The 14,255-nt window shown below is 72.0% G+C and carries 10 protein-coding genes, 1 tRNA gene and 1 pseudogene; 5 read left to right on the top strand and 7 right to left on the bottom strand.

Translation table 11 applies throughout. From position 1 onward, the window contains the following. Window positions 1-29: 29 nt before the first annotated feature. From D7318_RS09180 to D7318_RS09170, 3 genes are all read right to left on the bottom strand, one after another. The gene (locus D7318_RS09180) at window positions 30-575 is read right to left on the bottom strand and encodes an ArsR/SmtB family transcription factor (RefSeq protein WP_120696369.1); all 546 of its coding nucleotides are present in this window, start codon (window positions 573-575) and stop codon (window positions 30-32) included. 109 nt (window positions 576-684) lie between these two features. Then, on the bottom strand, window positions 685-1,992 hold the full coding sequence (locus D7318_RS09175) for a M14 family metallopeptidase (RefSeq protein WP_120696368.1): 1,308 nt from the start codon (window positions 1,990-1,992) through the stop codon (window positions 685-687). A 109-nt stretch (window positions 1,993-2,101) separates the two neighbouring features. Next, window positions 2,102-2,848, bottom strand: a complete 747-nt coding sequence (locus D7318_RS09170; protein ID WP_183091615.1) for a DUF4232 domain-containing protein — start codon at window positions 2,846-2,848, stop codon at window positions 2,102-2,104. A gap of 173 nt (window positions 2,849-3,021) precedes the next feature. On the opposite strand from D7318_RS09170, the gene D7318_RS09165 reads away from it, so the two are divergent. Continuing rightward, window positions 3,022-4,161 carry a helix-turn-helix domain-containing protein gene (locus tag D7318_RS09165; protein WP_120696366.1) on the top strand — a complete coding sequence of 380 codons (1,140 nt, stop codon included), beginning with the start codon at window positions 3,022-3,024 and terminating at the stop codon, window positions 4,159-4,161. A gap of 59 nt (window positions 4,162-4,220) precedes the next feature. Here the strand turns inward: D7318_RS09165 and D7318_RS09160 are convergent, their stop codons facing one another. Then, a complete protein-coding gene (locus D7318_RS09160) occupies window positions 4,221-4,472 on the bottom strand; it encodes a hypothetical protein (RefSeq protein ID WP_120696365.1) in 252 nt (83 codons plus the stop codon). Window positions 4,473-4,674: 202 nt separating this feature from the next. Between D7318_RS09160 and D7318_RS33820 the strand changes: the two are divergent. After that, window positions 4,675-6,315 (top strand): annotated as a pseudogene (locus D7318_RS33820) (alpha/beta hydrolase); the annotation flags it as partial. A gap of 101 nt (window positions 6,316-6,416) precedes the next feature. Here D7318_RS33820 and D7318_RS33355 read toward each other — a convergent pair. After that, window positions 6,417-7,658 (bottom strand): DMT family transporter, encoded by a 1,242-nt coding sequence (locus D7318_RS33355; RefSeq protein WP_220729564.1) that lies wholly within the window; start codon window positions 7,656-7,658, stop codon window positions 6,417-6,419. A gap of 1,283 nt (window positions 7,659-8,941) precedes the next feature. Between D7318_RS33355 and D7318_RS09145 the strand changes: the two genes are divergently transcribed. The 3 genes from D7318_RS09145 to D7318_RS09135 are packed head-to-tail and all read left to right on the top strand — an operon-like array spanning window position 8,942 to window position 12,261. Beyond that, window positions 8,942-9,211, top strand: coding sequence for a hypothetical protein (locus D7318_RS09145; protein ID WP_120696362.1), 270 nt, complete (start codon window positions 8,942-8,944; stop codon window positions 9,209-9,211). Then, on the top strand, window positions 9,204-9,818 hold the full coding sequence (locus D7318_RS09140) for a DUF6879 family protein (protein ID WP_120696361.1): 615 nt from the start codon (window positions 9,204-9,206) through the stop codon (window positions 9,816-9,818). The genes D7318_RS09145 and D7318_RS09140 overlap by 8 nt, the downstream gene beginning before the upstream one ends. Window positions 9,819-9,828: 10 nt before the next feature. Then, window positions 9,829-12,261 (top strand): ATP-binding protein, encoded by a 2,433-nt coding sequence (locus D7318_RS09135; protein ID WP_120696360.1) that lies wholly within the window; start codon window positions 9,829-9,831, stop codon window positions 12,259-12,261. On the opposite strand, the gene D7318_RS09130 is transcribed toward D7318_RS09135, so the two are convergent. Both D7318_RS09130 and D7318_RS09125 read right to left on the bottom strand, forming a co-directional pair. Further along, entirely contained in the window at window positions 12,236-13,072 is an 837-nt protein-coding gene (locus tag D7318_RS09130; protein WP_120696441.1) for a methionyl-tRNA formyltransferase, read from the bottom strand. The two genes, D7318_RS09135 and D7318_RS09130, sit on opposite strands and share 26 nt — an antisense overlap. Before the next feature lie 862 nt (window positions 13,073-13,934). Next, window positions 13,935-14,010, bottom strand: a tRNA-Arg gene (locus D7318_RS09125). Window positions 14,011-14,255: the final 245 nt, after the last annotated feature.

Raw genomic sequence — 14,255 nt, 5'->3', positions numbered from 1 at the left:
CCGCCGTCGCATGCCCGACGGCGGGCGGCCTAACGGCGGGCGGCCGTGATCATGATCAGTAGGGGGACCAGCCGCGTGGGTGGCACCTGGTAACGCCCCCGCGAGGTCGTCTCGAGCCAGCCGGTGGCCACCAACTGCCGTAGATGGTGGTAGATCTGACCGGTCGTGCCGAGCCCGTCGAGCTCCGTGAGCTCGGCGACCGCGCTGCGCCCCTCGAGCAGGGCCTGCATGAGTCGCAGCCGCACCGGCTGCCCCAGCGCGCCCAGCGTCTCGGCCAGCTCCGACCAGTCCGTGCCCAGCACGGCGTCGGTGGCGGCGGACCGTTCCCACTCCACCCGTTGGCCGCTCGGGACGACCACGGACCCGGCGAACAGGACCCCGCCGTGCTCCGCCTCCTCCAGGCGCTCCCTGAGGTGCGGCAGCGCCCAGTACGTGTCGGGGTAGCCGTCGGGCGACTCGGCCTCGGCCCCCGCGGTCCTCTCGCCGCCGAGCCTGGTCTCGAGCTCGGAGACCCGCCGGGTCAACTCGGCGACCTGCCAGGCCAGGACATCCCGGGACGGCGCGGACTCACTCATTACGCCACCCTAGCGCCGGTCACGCCCGTGGCACCCGTCCCACCGCCACCGCCCGCCCCACCGAGACCGGCCGTGGCGCGGCCGGTCACGGTGTGCGGCGCGGGGCGGCTCAGGCGGCGCAGTACTCTCCCTCGAGACCCGCGGCCCGGTAGGCGCAGTCCGCGTAGGACAGCAGCGTCAGCACGGCCTCCCTGTTGCGGCCGGTCTCCCGGTCGATCACGTCGCCCGGCGGGTAGAACCCGCCGCCGCCGCTCGACGTCGGGTACATCTCGAAGGTGAACGAGAAGATCCCCTGGTCCGCCCAGAGCCAGTCGTTGATCGTGCCGTCCGTGATGTAGAGGTCGCTCGACTGCTGCGGGGTGTAGCCGTTGCTGTCGGCCATCGCGGTGCCCAGCGCCTCGAACGCCGCCGCGTCGTCCGCGGTGAGCCCCGCCGCGGTGTCCGCGTAGGTGAAGCCGTAGGGCCACAGCACCAGCTCGCCATAGGTGTGGAAGTCGATGTGCGCGGTGATCTGCTGCTCGCCGCCGACCGCACGGCCGCGCACGAAGTCGGCGACGACGGTCGTCTCTGGGCCCGACTCGGGGGCGGCGCCCCGGTAGGTCTCGCTGCCGGGCGAGCCCGAGGAGCCGCCGCAACAGCCCCATTCATAGGCCCAGTTGCGGTTCAGGTCGGTGCCTGTGGAGGAGGAGCCCGCGTTGGGCTGCCGGTTCTTGCGCCAGCTGCGGAACGAGCCCGACTCCTGGTCGTAGACCTTGCCGTCCGGGTTGACCGAGGGGATCAGCCACACCTCGCGGCTGTCGAGGAGGGCGGTGATCTCCGGGTCGGTGCCGTACTGGGAGGTCAGCTCGCCCAGGGTGTAGAGCGCCATCTCGACGGTCAGGTGCTCGCGGGCGTGCTGGTTGTGGGTGAACAGCACCTCGGGCTCGTCCTCGTCGACGGCCACGTTCGCGCTGACCTTGACGGCGACGATGTCGCGGCCCTCGTGGGACTGGCCGATGACCTGGCTGCTCACCAGGTCGGGGTAGGCCGCCTCGGCCTCGGCGACGGCGGCGAGCGCCTCGCCGTAGGTGTGGTAGTCGCCTGGGGCGGCGGCGGTGATGGGGCCGCCGCGCTCGGTGGGCGTGGTGAGGGCGGTCAGCTCGTAGCCGAGGTCGGCGAGGCGTTCGGCGTGGGCCTCGTCCGCGGTGATCACCACGGACGAGGAGCGCACCTCGTCGATCGCGGTGCCGGTGCGGGCCAGGGCCGTGCGCGCGTCGGCCGTGGCCACGTCGCCGACCTCGTACTGCCTGACGGCCTCCGCCGCCGGGGCCCGGTCGTCGGGGGCCGCGGTGGCCTGCGCTCCGGTCGTGACGGCGAGGGCGAGGGTGAGAACGGTGGCGGCGATGGCGGTCCGCCTGCCGCGCGGGAATCTGCGCATGCGCATCTCCTGGGTGGGGGTGGCGCCATGATCGCGATAATGGCATGGTCAGGTCAATATGGCCTGGCCCCCCACCCGGCCCGCGCGGCGTGCGGCGGCCCGCCGCGCGTCACCAGAACAGCGCGGCGTCCAGCGACGTCTGCCAGTACGTGACCTGCGCCGAGGTGTCGATGTACACCTCGCCGCCGGGCAGCGGAACGTCCGTCAGCTCGCCGACGCCCTCGTCGTCGGCGTTCGCGAACTGCACGCCGAGACTCGTCGCGCGGTAGCCCTCCTCCTCACCCGTGGCGGTCGACGTGAGGATCCCGGCATAGGCGGTCTCGCCGGGCGCCAGCGTGACGACGGCCTGCGGCCTGCTGTCCTCGTACCGGGGGAGGGCGGCCTGGGCGTCGCCGAAGCGCAGGAACGGGCCGTGGAAGGCGGCGCACGTGTCGTCGCCTGTGTTGGTCACCCTGAGCAGCAGGTGGTTGATCGGCCGCTCGACCGGGGTGGCGGTCAGCTCGGTCGTCGCGTCCGCGCAGGGCGCGGCGCCCGCGTCGGCCGGGTCATCGCCGCCGCCCCCCGATGTTCCGCCGCCCCCCGACGTTCCGCCCCCCTGGGCCCCGCCGCCGGTGCTCCCCGTCTCGCCCTGCTCGCCCGTGTCACCCGTCTCTTCGGGGTTCTCGCCGCCCTCGGTGCCGCCCGACGCGTCGTCGGGCTCCCGGGGGGACTCCGCGCCCGGCGACCCGGTCGCCGAGTCGCCCGACGCGCCCGTCTCGTCGTCCTGGCAGGCGGTGAGCGTCAGCGCGAGCGTCGCGCCGAGTACGGCGACGGCGGCGCGGAGGCGGGTGCCGCGGCGCGGTGCGGTGGTGTTCATCGTGGTGCTGCTCTCTCGTCGTTCGCGTCGGATCGGCTGACCCGCCGGACCCGGTGGCCCGGACGACCGCAGCATGGATCGGCCGCCGTCCCACCCGCCAGCGAACGCGGACCGTTCGGGGGGGGTGGGACGGCCCGAACCGGGGTGAGCTGCGAGGATGTTGCCCGCATCGAATGCCGGGACGGGACGCGAGGGACGGGGGAACGGCGGTGCCGGACGCGGAGACCGCGGATCTTGCCGCGCTGCTCATCGAGCTGAAGAACCGTTCGGGGCTCAGCTACGGCGTCCTGGCGAAGCGGCTGCACATGAGTGCGTCGACGCTGCACCGCTACTGCCGGGGGGAGGCGCTGCCGCCGGAGTTCGGGACCGTGGAGCGGTTCGCCCGGCTGTGCCGGGCCACGCCCGACGAGCACGCGGAGCTGCACCGGCGGTGGATCGCCGCCGACACGGCGCGGCAGCGCGAGCGGAAGGGCCCGAGGCCGGTCCCCGACGGGCACCCGGGGCCGCCGCCCGAGCCGGTGGCGCCCGCGGCCGCCCCCGCCGGGCCACCCCCGCCCTCCCGCCGCCCCCGGCCACGGCTCGCGCTGGCCGCGGCGGGCGCCCTCGCCGTGGCGCTCGCGGTCGTCCTGGTCGCGACGCTCCTCACCGGGGGTGACGGTGACGGCGACGACGCCGCGGCCGGTGAACTCCCCGGCGCCCCCGCGCCGTTGGCCGTGGCCACCGTCCCGTACGCGTTCGACCAGTGCGAGGGCCGTTACCTCGTCGACCTGCCGCCCTCCCAGGTGCCGCCCCCGCCGACCGAGACGGACGCCCCTGGCTGGGCGCGCGCCCTCGATGCCGTCCCTGCCGGGCGGCAGAACGTGGAGCTCACCGTCCAGGGCACGGAGGACGTGACGGTCGTGCTGCGCGACCTGCGCGTCCGCGTCACGGAGAGCGGCGAGCCGCTGCCCTGGCAGCTCTACGGCGGCTACTCGGGGTGCGGCGGAGGGCCCGTGCGGACCACGGCGTTCGACGTGGACCTCGACGCCACCGCGCCGGGGCCCACGGCGGTGGCGGGGCAGGCCGACCTCCCCCTGTGGGTCGACGAGAACGAGCCGCTGGTCTTCCAGGTCGCCGCGCACACCGACGCCCAGGACGTCAGCTGGTACCTCGAGCTCGACTGGTCGAGCGGCGAACGTTCGGGCACCCTCCGCCTCGACGACGAGGGCGAGCCGTTCCGCACCAGCGCCGTGAGCGGCCAGACCGAGTGGGGCTACCTGATCGGCGGCACCGAGTGGTTCGACTCCGCCACGGGCGAGCCCGCCACCCCCTGATCCGCCACCCCCTGATCCGCCGCGAGGCGGCCGAGCGCGAACGCGGCCCGTGCCCCGTGTCAGGTGCCGCCTTGTGCGGGAGGCCGTCCCTTGCCGAACGCGCCTGTGGTGGCGTGGAACACGCCCATCGCCAGCACGCCGGTCGAGGCGGCGACATACATCGCCCAGCCCGCGACCAGATTGATCAGCGGCCCGTCGCCGAAGGGGGTCGGGAAGCGCTTCTTGGTGATGCCCCGGATGAAGTGAGGGGTGGCGTTGGCGGCGAGAACGCCCGCGAGCAGGCTCAGGAGGAAGCCGGGCCCTGTGGTCATCGCGGTCTCCCCCGCTGCCCGCTGCCGCTGAGTCCCCGAACCGCCAGCTCGACGAGCTGGCGCAGGCGCGCGTGGAGGACTCGTGGTTCCTCGCCCGCCTGGGCGATGAGGTCCATGGAGGTGCGTCGGTGGCAGCGCCTCAGGTCGTCCACGGGACCGGGCCAAGACGGGGGACACCGGCACGCACTACGACTTTCGTCTCATGGCCTCGACCCCGCGGCGGATGTCGGCGTCGGGGGGCCCGCCTAGCGTCGATGCCATGCCCCTTCCACCCCGCCAGGCCCGAGTGTCCCCGGTATCCCTACGGATCGCTGCCGTACCGGCCGCCGCGGCGCTGGCCCTGACCTGGCTCGCGGGCGGGAGCGGCACGGCCGCGACGGCGACGCCGGAGGACCCGGCCGCCGTCTCCGGCCCGTCCGTGCCCGCGTCCTTCCCCGACCCGGTCGACTGGGAGGAGTGCGGGACCGGCCTGGACTGCGCCACCGTCGAGGTACCGCTGGAGTACACCGACCCCGAAGGCGAGCGGATCCCGCTCGCCGTGACCCGCCACCGTGCCACCGATCCGGACCGACGTATCGGCAGCCTGTTCATCAACCCGGGCGGCCCGGGCGTACCGGCCACCGAGACGGTCGCCTCCATCGACGCCGCCAACGGCGCGGGCCCGTACTCACCCGACGTCGTCGCCCGGTTCGACGTCGTCGGCGTGGACCCGCGCGGCGTCGGTGAGTCCGGCGCCGTGCGCTGCCTCACCGACGCGCAGCGGGCCGAGCAGGCGACCGAGGACCGCGACCCGGCCATCCCCGGTGGGAAGCCGTTCGGCAGGCTTCTTCTCGACGCCCGCACCTTCACGGAGGGCTGCCTTGACCACCAGAGCCCCGAGTTCCTGGCGAGCCTGTCCACGGACAACGTGGCCCGGGACCTGGACCAGGTGCGCGCCGCGCTCGGCGAGGAGCGGATCACCTTCTACGGCGCGTCCTACGGCACGGTCGTGGGGCCCATGTACGCCACGCTGTTCCCTGACCGCGTCCGCCGGATGGTGATCGACGCCCCGGTCGACACCGACCTCTGGCAGAACGACCCGCTGCGGCTCCTCGACGACGTCGCGGTGTCCAACGAGGAGACGCTCGACGCCTGGTTCGAGACGTGCCGCGCCGAGGGTGTGGAGGTGTGCGCCTTCGGCGGCGGTGACCCGGAGGCAGCGTTCGACGCCCTGATCGCCGACCTGGAGGAGGAGCCGCTGGAGGTCCCGCCGGTCGAAGGGCTCACGCCGGGCGGCACGCTCGACGGCGCGATGGCGCTCGAGGGAGTGCGGGCCGCCGCGGGCCACCGGGTGCTCTGGCCCACGCTCACGGCGGGGCTGCTCGGCGCGCAGCAGGGCGACGGCACGTTCCTGCACTTCATGGTCGCGAACGTCACGGTGGCGCCGTTCGGCGGTCCGCTCGCGATCCTCCAGGAGCCGCACACCGGCGTCCGGTGCGCCGACTGGCCGGAGCTGGGCAGACTGTCCGAGCATCGTGCCGCGGCGAAGAGGATCGCCGAACGCGGCGAACGGCTCGGCGGCCGGGCCGCCTACAGTGCCCTCAACTGCGCGCTGTGGCCCGTCGACAACGAGGACCGGTTCACGCGTGAGCTCACCGGCGCGGGCGCCCCGCCGATCCTGGTGGTCGGCGGCCGCCTGGACAACGTCTCGCCGCACCACTGGGCCGAGGCCATGACCGAGCGCCTGGAGGGCGCGGTGCTGCTCACCCGCGAGGGCGTGGGCCACACCTCGTACCGCACCAGTGGCCCGTGCGTCGACGACGCGGTGGACGCCGCGCTCATCGACGGGACCCTCCCCGCCAACGGCACCGTCTGCGCCGTACCGCCTGGCACCACCCGGCCGCCCGCCCCACAAGCCGGGCCGCTCGCCGTCGGCGAGCCTGTTCTCGATGGCGTGGACGCGGATCATGGGCCCCGGCGACCGTTCGGCCGTATCTCCACCGTGGGCTGGTCGAGAGGCGGCGGCTCATGTTCCGGGTGCCTGGAGGTATACAGGCTGTCGAACGCCCCGGCGCCGTGGTGGAAGAAGGTGAGCGTCGGGCTCTCGTCCTCGTCCGCCTCCGTTCCTTCCGCGCCAGTGCTCGGCCAGGAACGGCGGGTCACGGTCCCTGGCGCCGCTGATACCGGCCCGGAGTACGCGAAGGCCGCCGTCGGCGTGGCGGGCGCGCTCACCCCCACCCGTGGCGGCGGTTGAGATGCCCTGGGGGCCTGACTCGGCAGCGGTGCGCCCCGGCGGTGTCTTCCGCGACGTCTCACCGCGGGCTCCCCGTCGCCGCCTCGCACCACGACCGTGACGCCGATGATGATCAGCAGGAGCCCCGGCAGGGCCGCTGGTTCGACGCTCTGCCCCATCAACCACCAGGCGGCGAGGGCGGCCACCGGAGTCTCCAGAAGGAGGACGGTGCTCATCGTGGTCGCCGATGTCCTGCCGAGGGCGAAGTTCATGGCGCCGAGCCCCAGGAGTTGGGGCAGAATGAGCAAGCCGAGCAGTGAGAGCTGCGTGCTCTGGTCGAAGCCGGTCAGGGGTATACCGGCCAGCCAGCAGACGATGAGGAGTTCCAGGCCGCAGATCAGCGATGTCACCGTCGAGTACAAGGGCGTGCTGAGGTCGGCGCGTGCCTTCTGGCTCAGGGCGGCGTAGCCGGCGCTGGTCACGGCTCCGGCGAGGGCCAGCAGATCGCCCAGCAGCGCCGTACCGCCGGACTGGATGTCGGGGCCGGCGGCCGCGAAGGCCCCCACGACGGCGATGACCAGGCCCATCCAGGTTCTCCGGGCGAACCTGATGCCCTGACCCGCGGCAATGAGGGCCTGCCAGACCGGCTGGGTCGCCACCAGTGCAGTGGATATCGCGACCGTGGTCATCCGCGTGCTCGTCATGAAAGCGGCGAAATGAAGAGCGAGTGAGGTGGCCGCGAGGAAGCTGAACACCATGGGCCGCCACTGTTCCCGGCGGAGCAGGGCGCGCTCGCGGCGTGCGACGCGCGCGGCTTCACGGCGTCGCAGGACCAGCAGGAGCACTCCGAGCGTGGCGAATCCCAGCGCGTTGCGCCAGAAGGCCATGGCGAGAGGTGAGGCGGTCGCTTGGGCTGTGAGGGGAGCGGTGGCCGAGATGGAGACCACGGCGACCGCCAGCGCGGTGACGGTCACGGGGTCGAACCTGGATCTCACGTGCTCGAACCGCCGTTCCGAGCTGGCCTGTTCGCGGTTGGTGGGGGAGTCGGTCGGCCATCGGGGACGGAACGGGAGGTCCGCCGGGGTAAGGGGGCGAGGATGTCAACGCCTGACGGGTCGTCGAACGGCGATGGCGCTGAAGCGGCCGCCCTGTTGGGTGGTGAAGTGGTCTCGCTCCGGTGGGGGAGTGATCCGGCGCCGGCGGTGGGTGCGATGGACCGGCGCCGGGTGAGGTCGTCGGCCTCCTGTGCCGGTGCGTGCGTGGTCGAGTTCAGCATGAGGAGCGTTTCCGGTTCGGCGGGGCGGTCGGGCGACCACCTCGCGATGTTCCCTCGCGGATCCTCTGGCACGAGGGAATCCACGATGAGGTCCGCGGTGTCGGGGACGGTTACCGGCTCGGGTGCGAGCCGTTGCGAAGAGCCGTGCCCGCCTGTGCGGCCAGCCAGGGCCCGGCCTGATCGTAGGACCACCCGTTGCTGGCCAGCAGGGAGACTTCCGCGTAGTCGCTTCGTCGACTTCGTGGGGGTGCGGACATGATCATTCCGTAGGTCATGAGTCGACTTCTCTGATGTGCCATGACCATATCCGAACGTCATTCCGGAGATCGGAGACGTCCTCTCCACAACCTGTCAAGCTATGAACGGTGTTGCTCGGGTTGGCGGCGCTTGGTGGGGTCGTTGATCCACGCCTGGCGGGGGACGCGTGGCGGCCCCGGCCGTCGGTTGAACCGTTGGGGGTGCCGTGCGTAGGCCGCGGCCAGGGTGGCGACGCGCTGCTCACGGACCGGTTCGGCGGTCCCAGGCACCCCCTGACCAGCGGCTTTACCCTCGGGGCTGTCATCCGCCCCGGAGGGCTCGCAACGCTTGCAAAGGACAGGGCGACGTCGCTCAGTCCGATGCAAGCCGTTATCCGCCCTCTGAAGGGCCATGGTTCGACGCCGTGGTGACCAGGGAGGTCGGCGAGCTCGTCCTGGAGTTGATCCGCTGACCGGTCAACGGCGGACTGCCTCTGATCGTTCTTGCACCGAGCACGGGGACGCGCCCGTCGCGGCGCTCTTCGGGGCGCCGCCAGTACACAGCCGTCAAGCCGACCGAACCGTAAGGCCGCACATGACGGAAAAGGCGGGCGGAGATGGCTGAAGGAGAGGCCTGGTTGCCATCGATGAGAGTGACACCATACGTTCAGGCGTACACGGTGGGCGATGTCGTCAACCCGCCCTGAGCTGGGGACGGCGGTCGCGCGGCACTGGAGGAGGAGACATGGCCGAGAAGTGGGAGGCTGATCCGGCGGCGGCGTTCGCGCGGCGATGGGGGAAGTCCTCGCATGAGTTGGGGCAGACCTCGGGGAACGCGAGCTGCCCTGATGTCTGGGAGTTGGACAACGGGGACGTTGCCGTGATCGGCACCGACCTGACCCTCTCCTACGAGGGACGGCTGCCCGAGGGGGTGAGCGTCGACCCCGGTGAGCGGCTGGTGATCATCCCGCGGGCGACGATCATCGCGGCCAAGGCGGACATCCCGGATGCCTAGCCTGCTGGACGGCGCCACAGGCGAGCTCATGCCGCTCGACGCCTACTACGCCGACTTCGAAGCACACTTCTGGCACAGCGCTGACCTGGGGTTCTGGAAAATGGAGCGTCAGCAGACGTTCCAGGAGCCCGGCTACGACAGTTGGGAGGCGTTCGCCCGTGGTGACTGGGAGGAGTCGCTGCGGTTGCTGGAGGCAGGGCGGCCGGACATGGCGGAGTACCACCGCAAGGCCGAGCGGCGCGGGTTCGTGCCGCGGCGGATCCGGGTGGTCCAGGAGCCGTTGAGCGCCTACATGTGGTGGGAGTTGCACGCGCTGCGGATCCGGGAGGAGTGCGGCGGCCCGGTTCATGTCATCGACGTGGACAAGGTCGCCGAGTACGAGGTCGACGGGCCGCTGCCGGAGATCTACACGCTCGGCTCCCGCGTGATGTACGAGGCGGTCTACGACGCGCGGGGCGTGCTGGAAGCCGCGCGGAAATATGTCGACCCGGACCTCATCGTGCGGTGTCAGGCGTTCATCGAGGAACTTTTCCGGGCCGGGGAGCCGCTGTCGGGCTGGTTCGACCAGCATGTCGCGCACCTGCCGCCTCCACCGGCCCAGATCTAGCGATGTGGCGATGGGCGACACGTCGGGGCACATCAACCGGGTCGAGGGCCGGACCGCCGCGCACAGTGTCGTTCAGGCCCGGGACATCGACGGCGGGGTGCACATTCATCAGCCCCCCGAGCGCCCCCCGGCGGTGATCCCGCACCAGCTCCGCGGAGGAATACGGCACTTCGTCAACCGCTCCCGAGAACTGTCCCGGCTGGGCACCCTCATCGCGGATCACGGCGCCGAGCCGCACGCGTCGCGCGTGGCGGTCATCACGGGTACCGCTGGCGTCGGCAAGACCACGCTCGCGTTGCACTGGGCCCATGCCATCCGGTCGTATTTCCCGGGCGGCGAGCTGTACGCCAACCTGCGTGGCTACACCGCCGACTCCCCGATGTCGTCGGATGAGGTCCTCGGTCGTTTCCTGGAAGACCTCGGCATGTCCGCAACGCAGGTGCCGACCGCGCGCGACCGGCGGGAGACCCTGTTCCGTTCCCTCATGGCGGACCGCCGCATGCTGGTCTTCCTCGACAACGCCGCCGACAGCGCTCATGTACGGCCGCTGCTGCCGGGAACCGCCGCATCCCTGGTGCTCATCACCAGCCGCGACGACCTCACCGCCCTGGTGACGCAGCACGACGCGGTGCGCGTGCGGGTGACGACATTTCCGACCACGGACGCCGTCGCGTTGCTGCGCGCCACCACAGCCGATGACCGGCCCGGCGACCAGGGCTCCGACCTGACGGAGCTGGCGCGGATGTGCGGAGGGCTTCCGCTGGCGTTGCGCATCGCCGCGGAACGCGCGGCGGGCTGGCCGACGATGCCGCTGGGCGAGTTGATCGACGAGCTGCGCGACGAGACGGCACGGTGGACCGTACTCACCGCCGATCCCGAGGAAGGGCCTGAGGAGGGAACCGACGCGATGCGCAGCGTGTTCGAGTGGTCCTACCGGGCGCTGCCCGCCCCCGCGGCCCGGCTGTTCCGGCTGCTCGGGCTCCATCCGGGCAACGAGTTCGGGCTCGCGGCCGTTGCCAGCCTCGCCGCCCTCGAGCCAGCCCGCGCTCGTGCGCTGCTGGAGACCCTGGTCCGCGCCCACCTGGTTCAGCGGCGCCCGGGGGAGCGGTATGAGCTCCACGACCTGCTGCGGGCGTACGCCCGCGAGCTGGTGCGGCGGGAGGAGAGCGAAGCGGACCGGTCCGCCATCCTCGCGCGCGCTCTCGCCTGGTACCTGCGCACGGCGGACGCGGCGCAGCGGGCCATCGCGCCCCACGACCGTTGCGCCCTCGACGACCACGCCCCGGCCTCGGCGGCCGCGCTCACCTTCGACGACTACGAGTCCGCGTTCCGGTGGTACCAGGCGGAGTCCGCCAACCTGGTGGCCGCCACCCGCGTCGCCGCGGACGCTGGCTTCCCCGGGATCGCGTGGCGGCTGGCCGTGGCGTTGCGGGCGATCCACATGCACCACAACGCGTTCGACGCCTGGGGCACCACCGCCCGGATCGCCCTCGACGCCGCGCGGGCGTCGGGCGAGGAGATCGGGGAGGCGGAGGCGCTGGAGAACCTGGGCAAGGTGGCGTTCCAGGCTTCGCGGCTGGAGGAGGCCGAGGAATGCCACCGGGGCGCGCTGGCCATCCGTCGGCGGATCGGCGATCGGCACGGCACGGCGGTGTCGGTCAACGCTCTCGGTCTCCTCGGGCTCCGTCGTCGGCGACTGGACGAAGCGGAAGCCCACTTCACCGAAGCCGTGGAGATCTTCCGCGACCTCGACGACCGGCGCTGGAAGGCCCTGATGCGCGGCAACCTCGCGGAAACCCTGTGCGAACTCGGCCGCGCCGAGGAGGCCCGCGCGATCGTCGAGCACGCGCTGGCCGACTTCCGCGAGTTGGGGGACCACTCCGGCGAGGGCAACGCGCTGTGGCTGCTCAGCTGGGCCCGACGCGCATCGGGCGACCCCGAGGCGGCCGCTCGCGCGATCGCCGACGCCCTGTCCATCGCCGCGGAGGAGGACAACCAGCTCTGGCGGGCACACTGGCTGGCCGAGTCAGCACGCGTCGAGCTCTCCCGGGGCAACCCGGAGGCCGCCCTACGACTGGCCCACGAGTCAGCAGCCATGCAACGCGGCCTCGGCGACAGCGCCCGTGAAGCCGCCGCCCTGGACAGCGCGGGCGAAGCGTGCCAAGCCCTCGGCCGCTTCGACGAAGCCGCCGACCTCCACCGCCGCGCCATCGTCACCTACCGCGACCTCGATGCCCAGTGGCGCCTCGCCAACGCCCTGGCGCACCTGGCCACCGCGCTCGACCCGCTCGGCGAGGACGAGCAGGCTCGTGCCGCTCGGGAAGAGGCGCTGAGCCTGTTGACCGCGTTCGACGACCCGCGGGCCGTCGCGCTGACCCACCGTCTGGCCGCCCACCTCGGCGACGGCGATCGGCCCATCACTCCGCGGGCTCGGAAGCAGTGATCCACACCGGGCCGTCCGCGCAGTCCAGGCGAGGCCCATCAGCGGGGGCCAGACTCGTACCCAAGACCTTCAGCCGCCGTCCCGCGACGGTGACGGCCGGGCCCAGGCCCGGGCCCATGTAGCGGAAGGTCCTCACCTGGTTGTGCACCTCACGCGCCGTCTTCGAGGTGTCCACGACGAAGAACGCCGACTCCATCAACCCGGCGTGACTCACCCCCTCCTTCGGCTGCGGTTCACCAGCCGAAGGGTCCGTCACGCGTTCCAAGGCGGCGGCCACCACACGACGCAGCACCACGGACAACTCATCCCACAGGCTCTCGGGGGTCACGTCGTCGGGAATCGGAACCCCGTCCTCCTGGGCGAGGACGGGACCCGCGTCGAACTCCTCGTTCATGCGGTGGGCCGTCACCCCCAGGTCGGGATCGCCGTTCCGGATCGCCCACAACACCGGTGCGGGGCCTCGATACTTGGGGAGCATCGAACAGTGGACGTTGACCATGCCATGGCGCGGGATGCGCAGAACGGACCGAGGCAGGCGCCACGAGAACCCGTAACAGACGACAAGATCAAGACCGTAGCCGCGCAGGGCCGCGCCCAGCCCCTCGGAACTGCCCGGCACCAACAGATCCACCCCCGCTGGCAGTTCGGCCGTGATCCGGCCCACGACCTCGCCAGCTCCCTCGTCGGTCGCCGACCTCGGGCGCATGGACCGGGAGTAGGCGTAGACGACGGGATCGTGCCCTGCGGCGACACATGTCTCGCGTAGAGCGGCGAACTCCCGCACACCGAACGAGATCAAGCCGATACGCATGCCATCCGCCACGCGAGGCAGCATAGCGACGGGCGCCCGCTTCCCCGGACGGGAATCCCGCCGACGCGCGGATTCCGGCAGCGCACGTAACGGTCGAAGCCGCCATCCCCCTGTGCGTTGAGCGCCCCTTCTGGTGGTGATCGGCTGTGGTCGCCTGGCGCATGACGGTATCGTCGTCCGCACCACCCGCTTCCCGGGCCTCGTCGACTCCCTGACGGTCGGCCTCCCTCGCGGCGGCCCGGCGAGATCACCCCATCTGACCTGCACCGATGCACTACCGCCGACTCGCTGCACAACCCAGCCCGAGCCACTGCCCCAGGCACCCCCTGACCAGCGGCTTTCCCCTCGGGGCCGTCATCAGCCCCGGAGGGCTCGCAACACCGGCCCATGCGCCGCTCAGCGATCCCCGGGGCCTGGCCGTCATCAGCCCCGGAGGGCTCGCAACACGTCAGTAACTTACTGACGCCCCCAGGGTGGGGGTGCCGCTATCGGCCCTGGAGGGATAGCAACGCGCCAGCGGGGGAGGCCGGGCCGGTGGGCGCGGGGTCCTCATCGCCCCTGAGAGGGCTCGCAACGGGAGTCCAGGGGTGTCGGGGCAGCGCTCGTTCCTGTTCTGCTCCATCTGCGACCGACGCGTGTTCGGTAAGAACACCCGTCGGGCGGTGTGAGATCGCGGCGCTGCCCGACGCCCTTCGCAGGCGCATGTTCGAGGCATTCCGGCTCCAGATCCACTACGACAAGCGCACCAATGAGGCACACTGTCGTGTCATCCTCTGTGCTGACACCGTGGCCACGACAGCCAAGCCCCCCCAAGACGCCATGGACGCCACGCCGCCCGATACGGTGTCGCTTCCCATCGGTGTGGTGCCCCCGGCAGGACTCGAACCTGCGGCCAAGCGCTTAGAAGGCGCCTGCTCTATCCGCTGAGCTACGGGGGCCGGTATCGGTCAGGGCGTGGGACGGTGCCCCCTCGTGACCTCGCCGCGCACAGGATAGAGCGTCGAGGGGGTGGTCCCGGTTGCTTCACGGCAACACCGTCCTGTGGAGATCCAGTGAAGCCGCCCTGATAATCGCAGGCGGCCGCGGAGCGCGCAGCGGTTTTGGTGGCTCCCGGAGGGGGTGTTGCGCACTCGTTATCCCAAAGGCCGGGGGTCGGGTGTCCGGCTTGGGGCGCGTTCGGGCG

Source organism: Streptomyces radicis, assembly GCF_003626575.1.
Taxonomy (GTDB): Bacteria; Actinomycetota; Actinomycetes; order Streptomycetales; family Streptomycetaceae; genus Streptomyces; species Streptomyces radicis.
Note: the sequence above shows the minus strand (reverse complement) of the source record. Positions and strands in the feature narration are given on the sequence as shown.

Excerpts from the sequence above, each read along its gene's own strand:
- D7318_RS09160 (WP_120696365.1), bottom strand. The coding sequence starts at position 4,472 with ATGACCACAGGGCCCGGCTTCCTCCTGAGCCTGCTCGCGGGCGTTCTC.
- D7318_RS09175 (WP_120696368.1), bottom strand. The coding sequence starts at position 1,992 with ATGCGCAGATTCCCGCGCGGCAGGCGGACCGCCATCGCCGCCACCGTT.
- D7318_RS09135 (WP_120696360.1), top strand. The coding sequence starts at position 9,829 with ATGGGCGACACGTCGGGGCACATCAACCGGGTCGAGGGCCGGACCGCC.
- D7318_RS09140 (WP_120696361.1), top strand. The coding sequence starts at position 9,204 with ATGCCTAGCCTGCTGGACGGCGCCACAGGCGAGCTCATGCCGCTCGAC.
- D7318_RS09145 (WP_120696362.1), top strand. The coding sequence starts at position 8,942 with ATGGCCGAGAAGTGGGAGGCTGATCCGGCGGCGGCGTTCGCGCGGCGA.
- D7318_RS09165 (WP_120696366.1), top strand. The coding sequence starts at position 3,022 with ATGCCGGGACGGGACGCGAGGGACGGGGGAACGGCGGTGCCGGACGCG.
- D7318_RS09170 (WP_183091615.1), bottom strand. The coding sequence starts at position 2,848 with ATGAACACCACCGCACCGCGCCGCGGCACCCGCCTCCGCGCCGCCGTC.
- D7318_RS09180 (WP_120696369.1), bottom strand. The coding sequence starts at position 575 with ATGAGTGAGTCCGCGCCGTCCCGGGATGTCCTGGCCTGGCAGGTCGCC.
- D7318_RS09130 (WP_120696441.1), bottom strand. The coding sequence starts at position 13,072 with ATGCGTATCGGCTTGATCTCGTTCGGTGTGCGGGAGTTCGCCGCTCTA.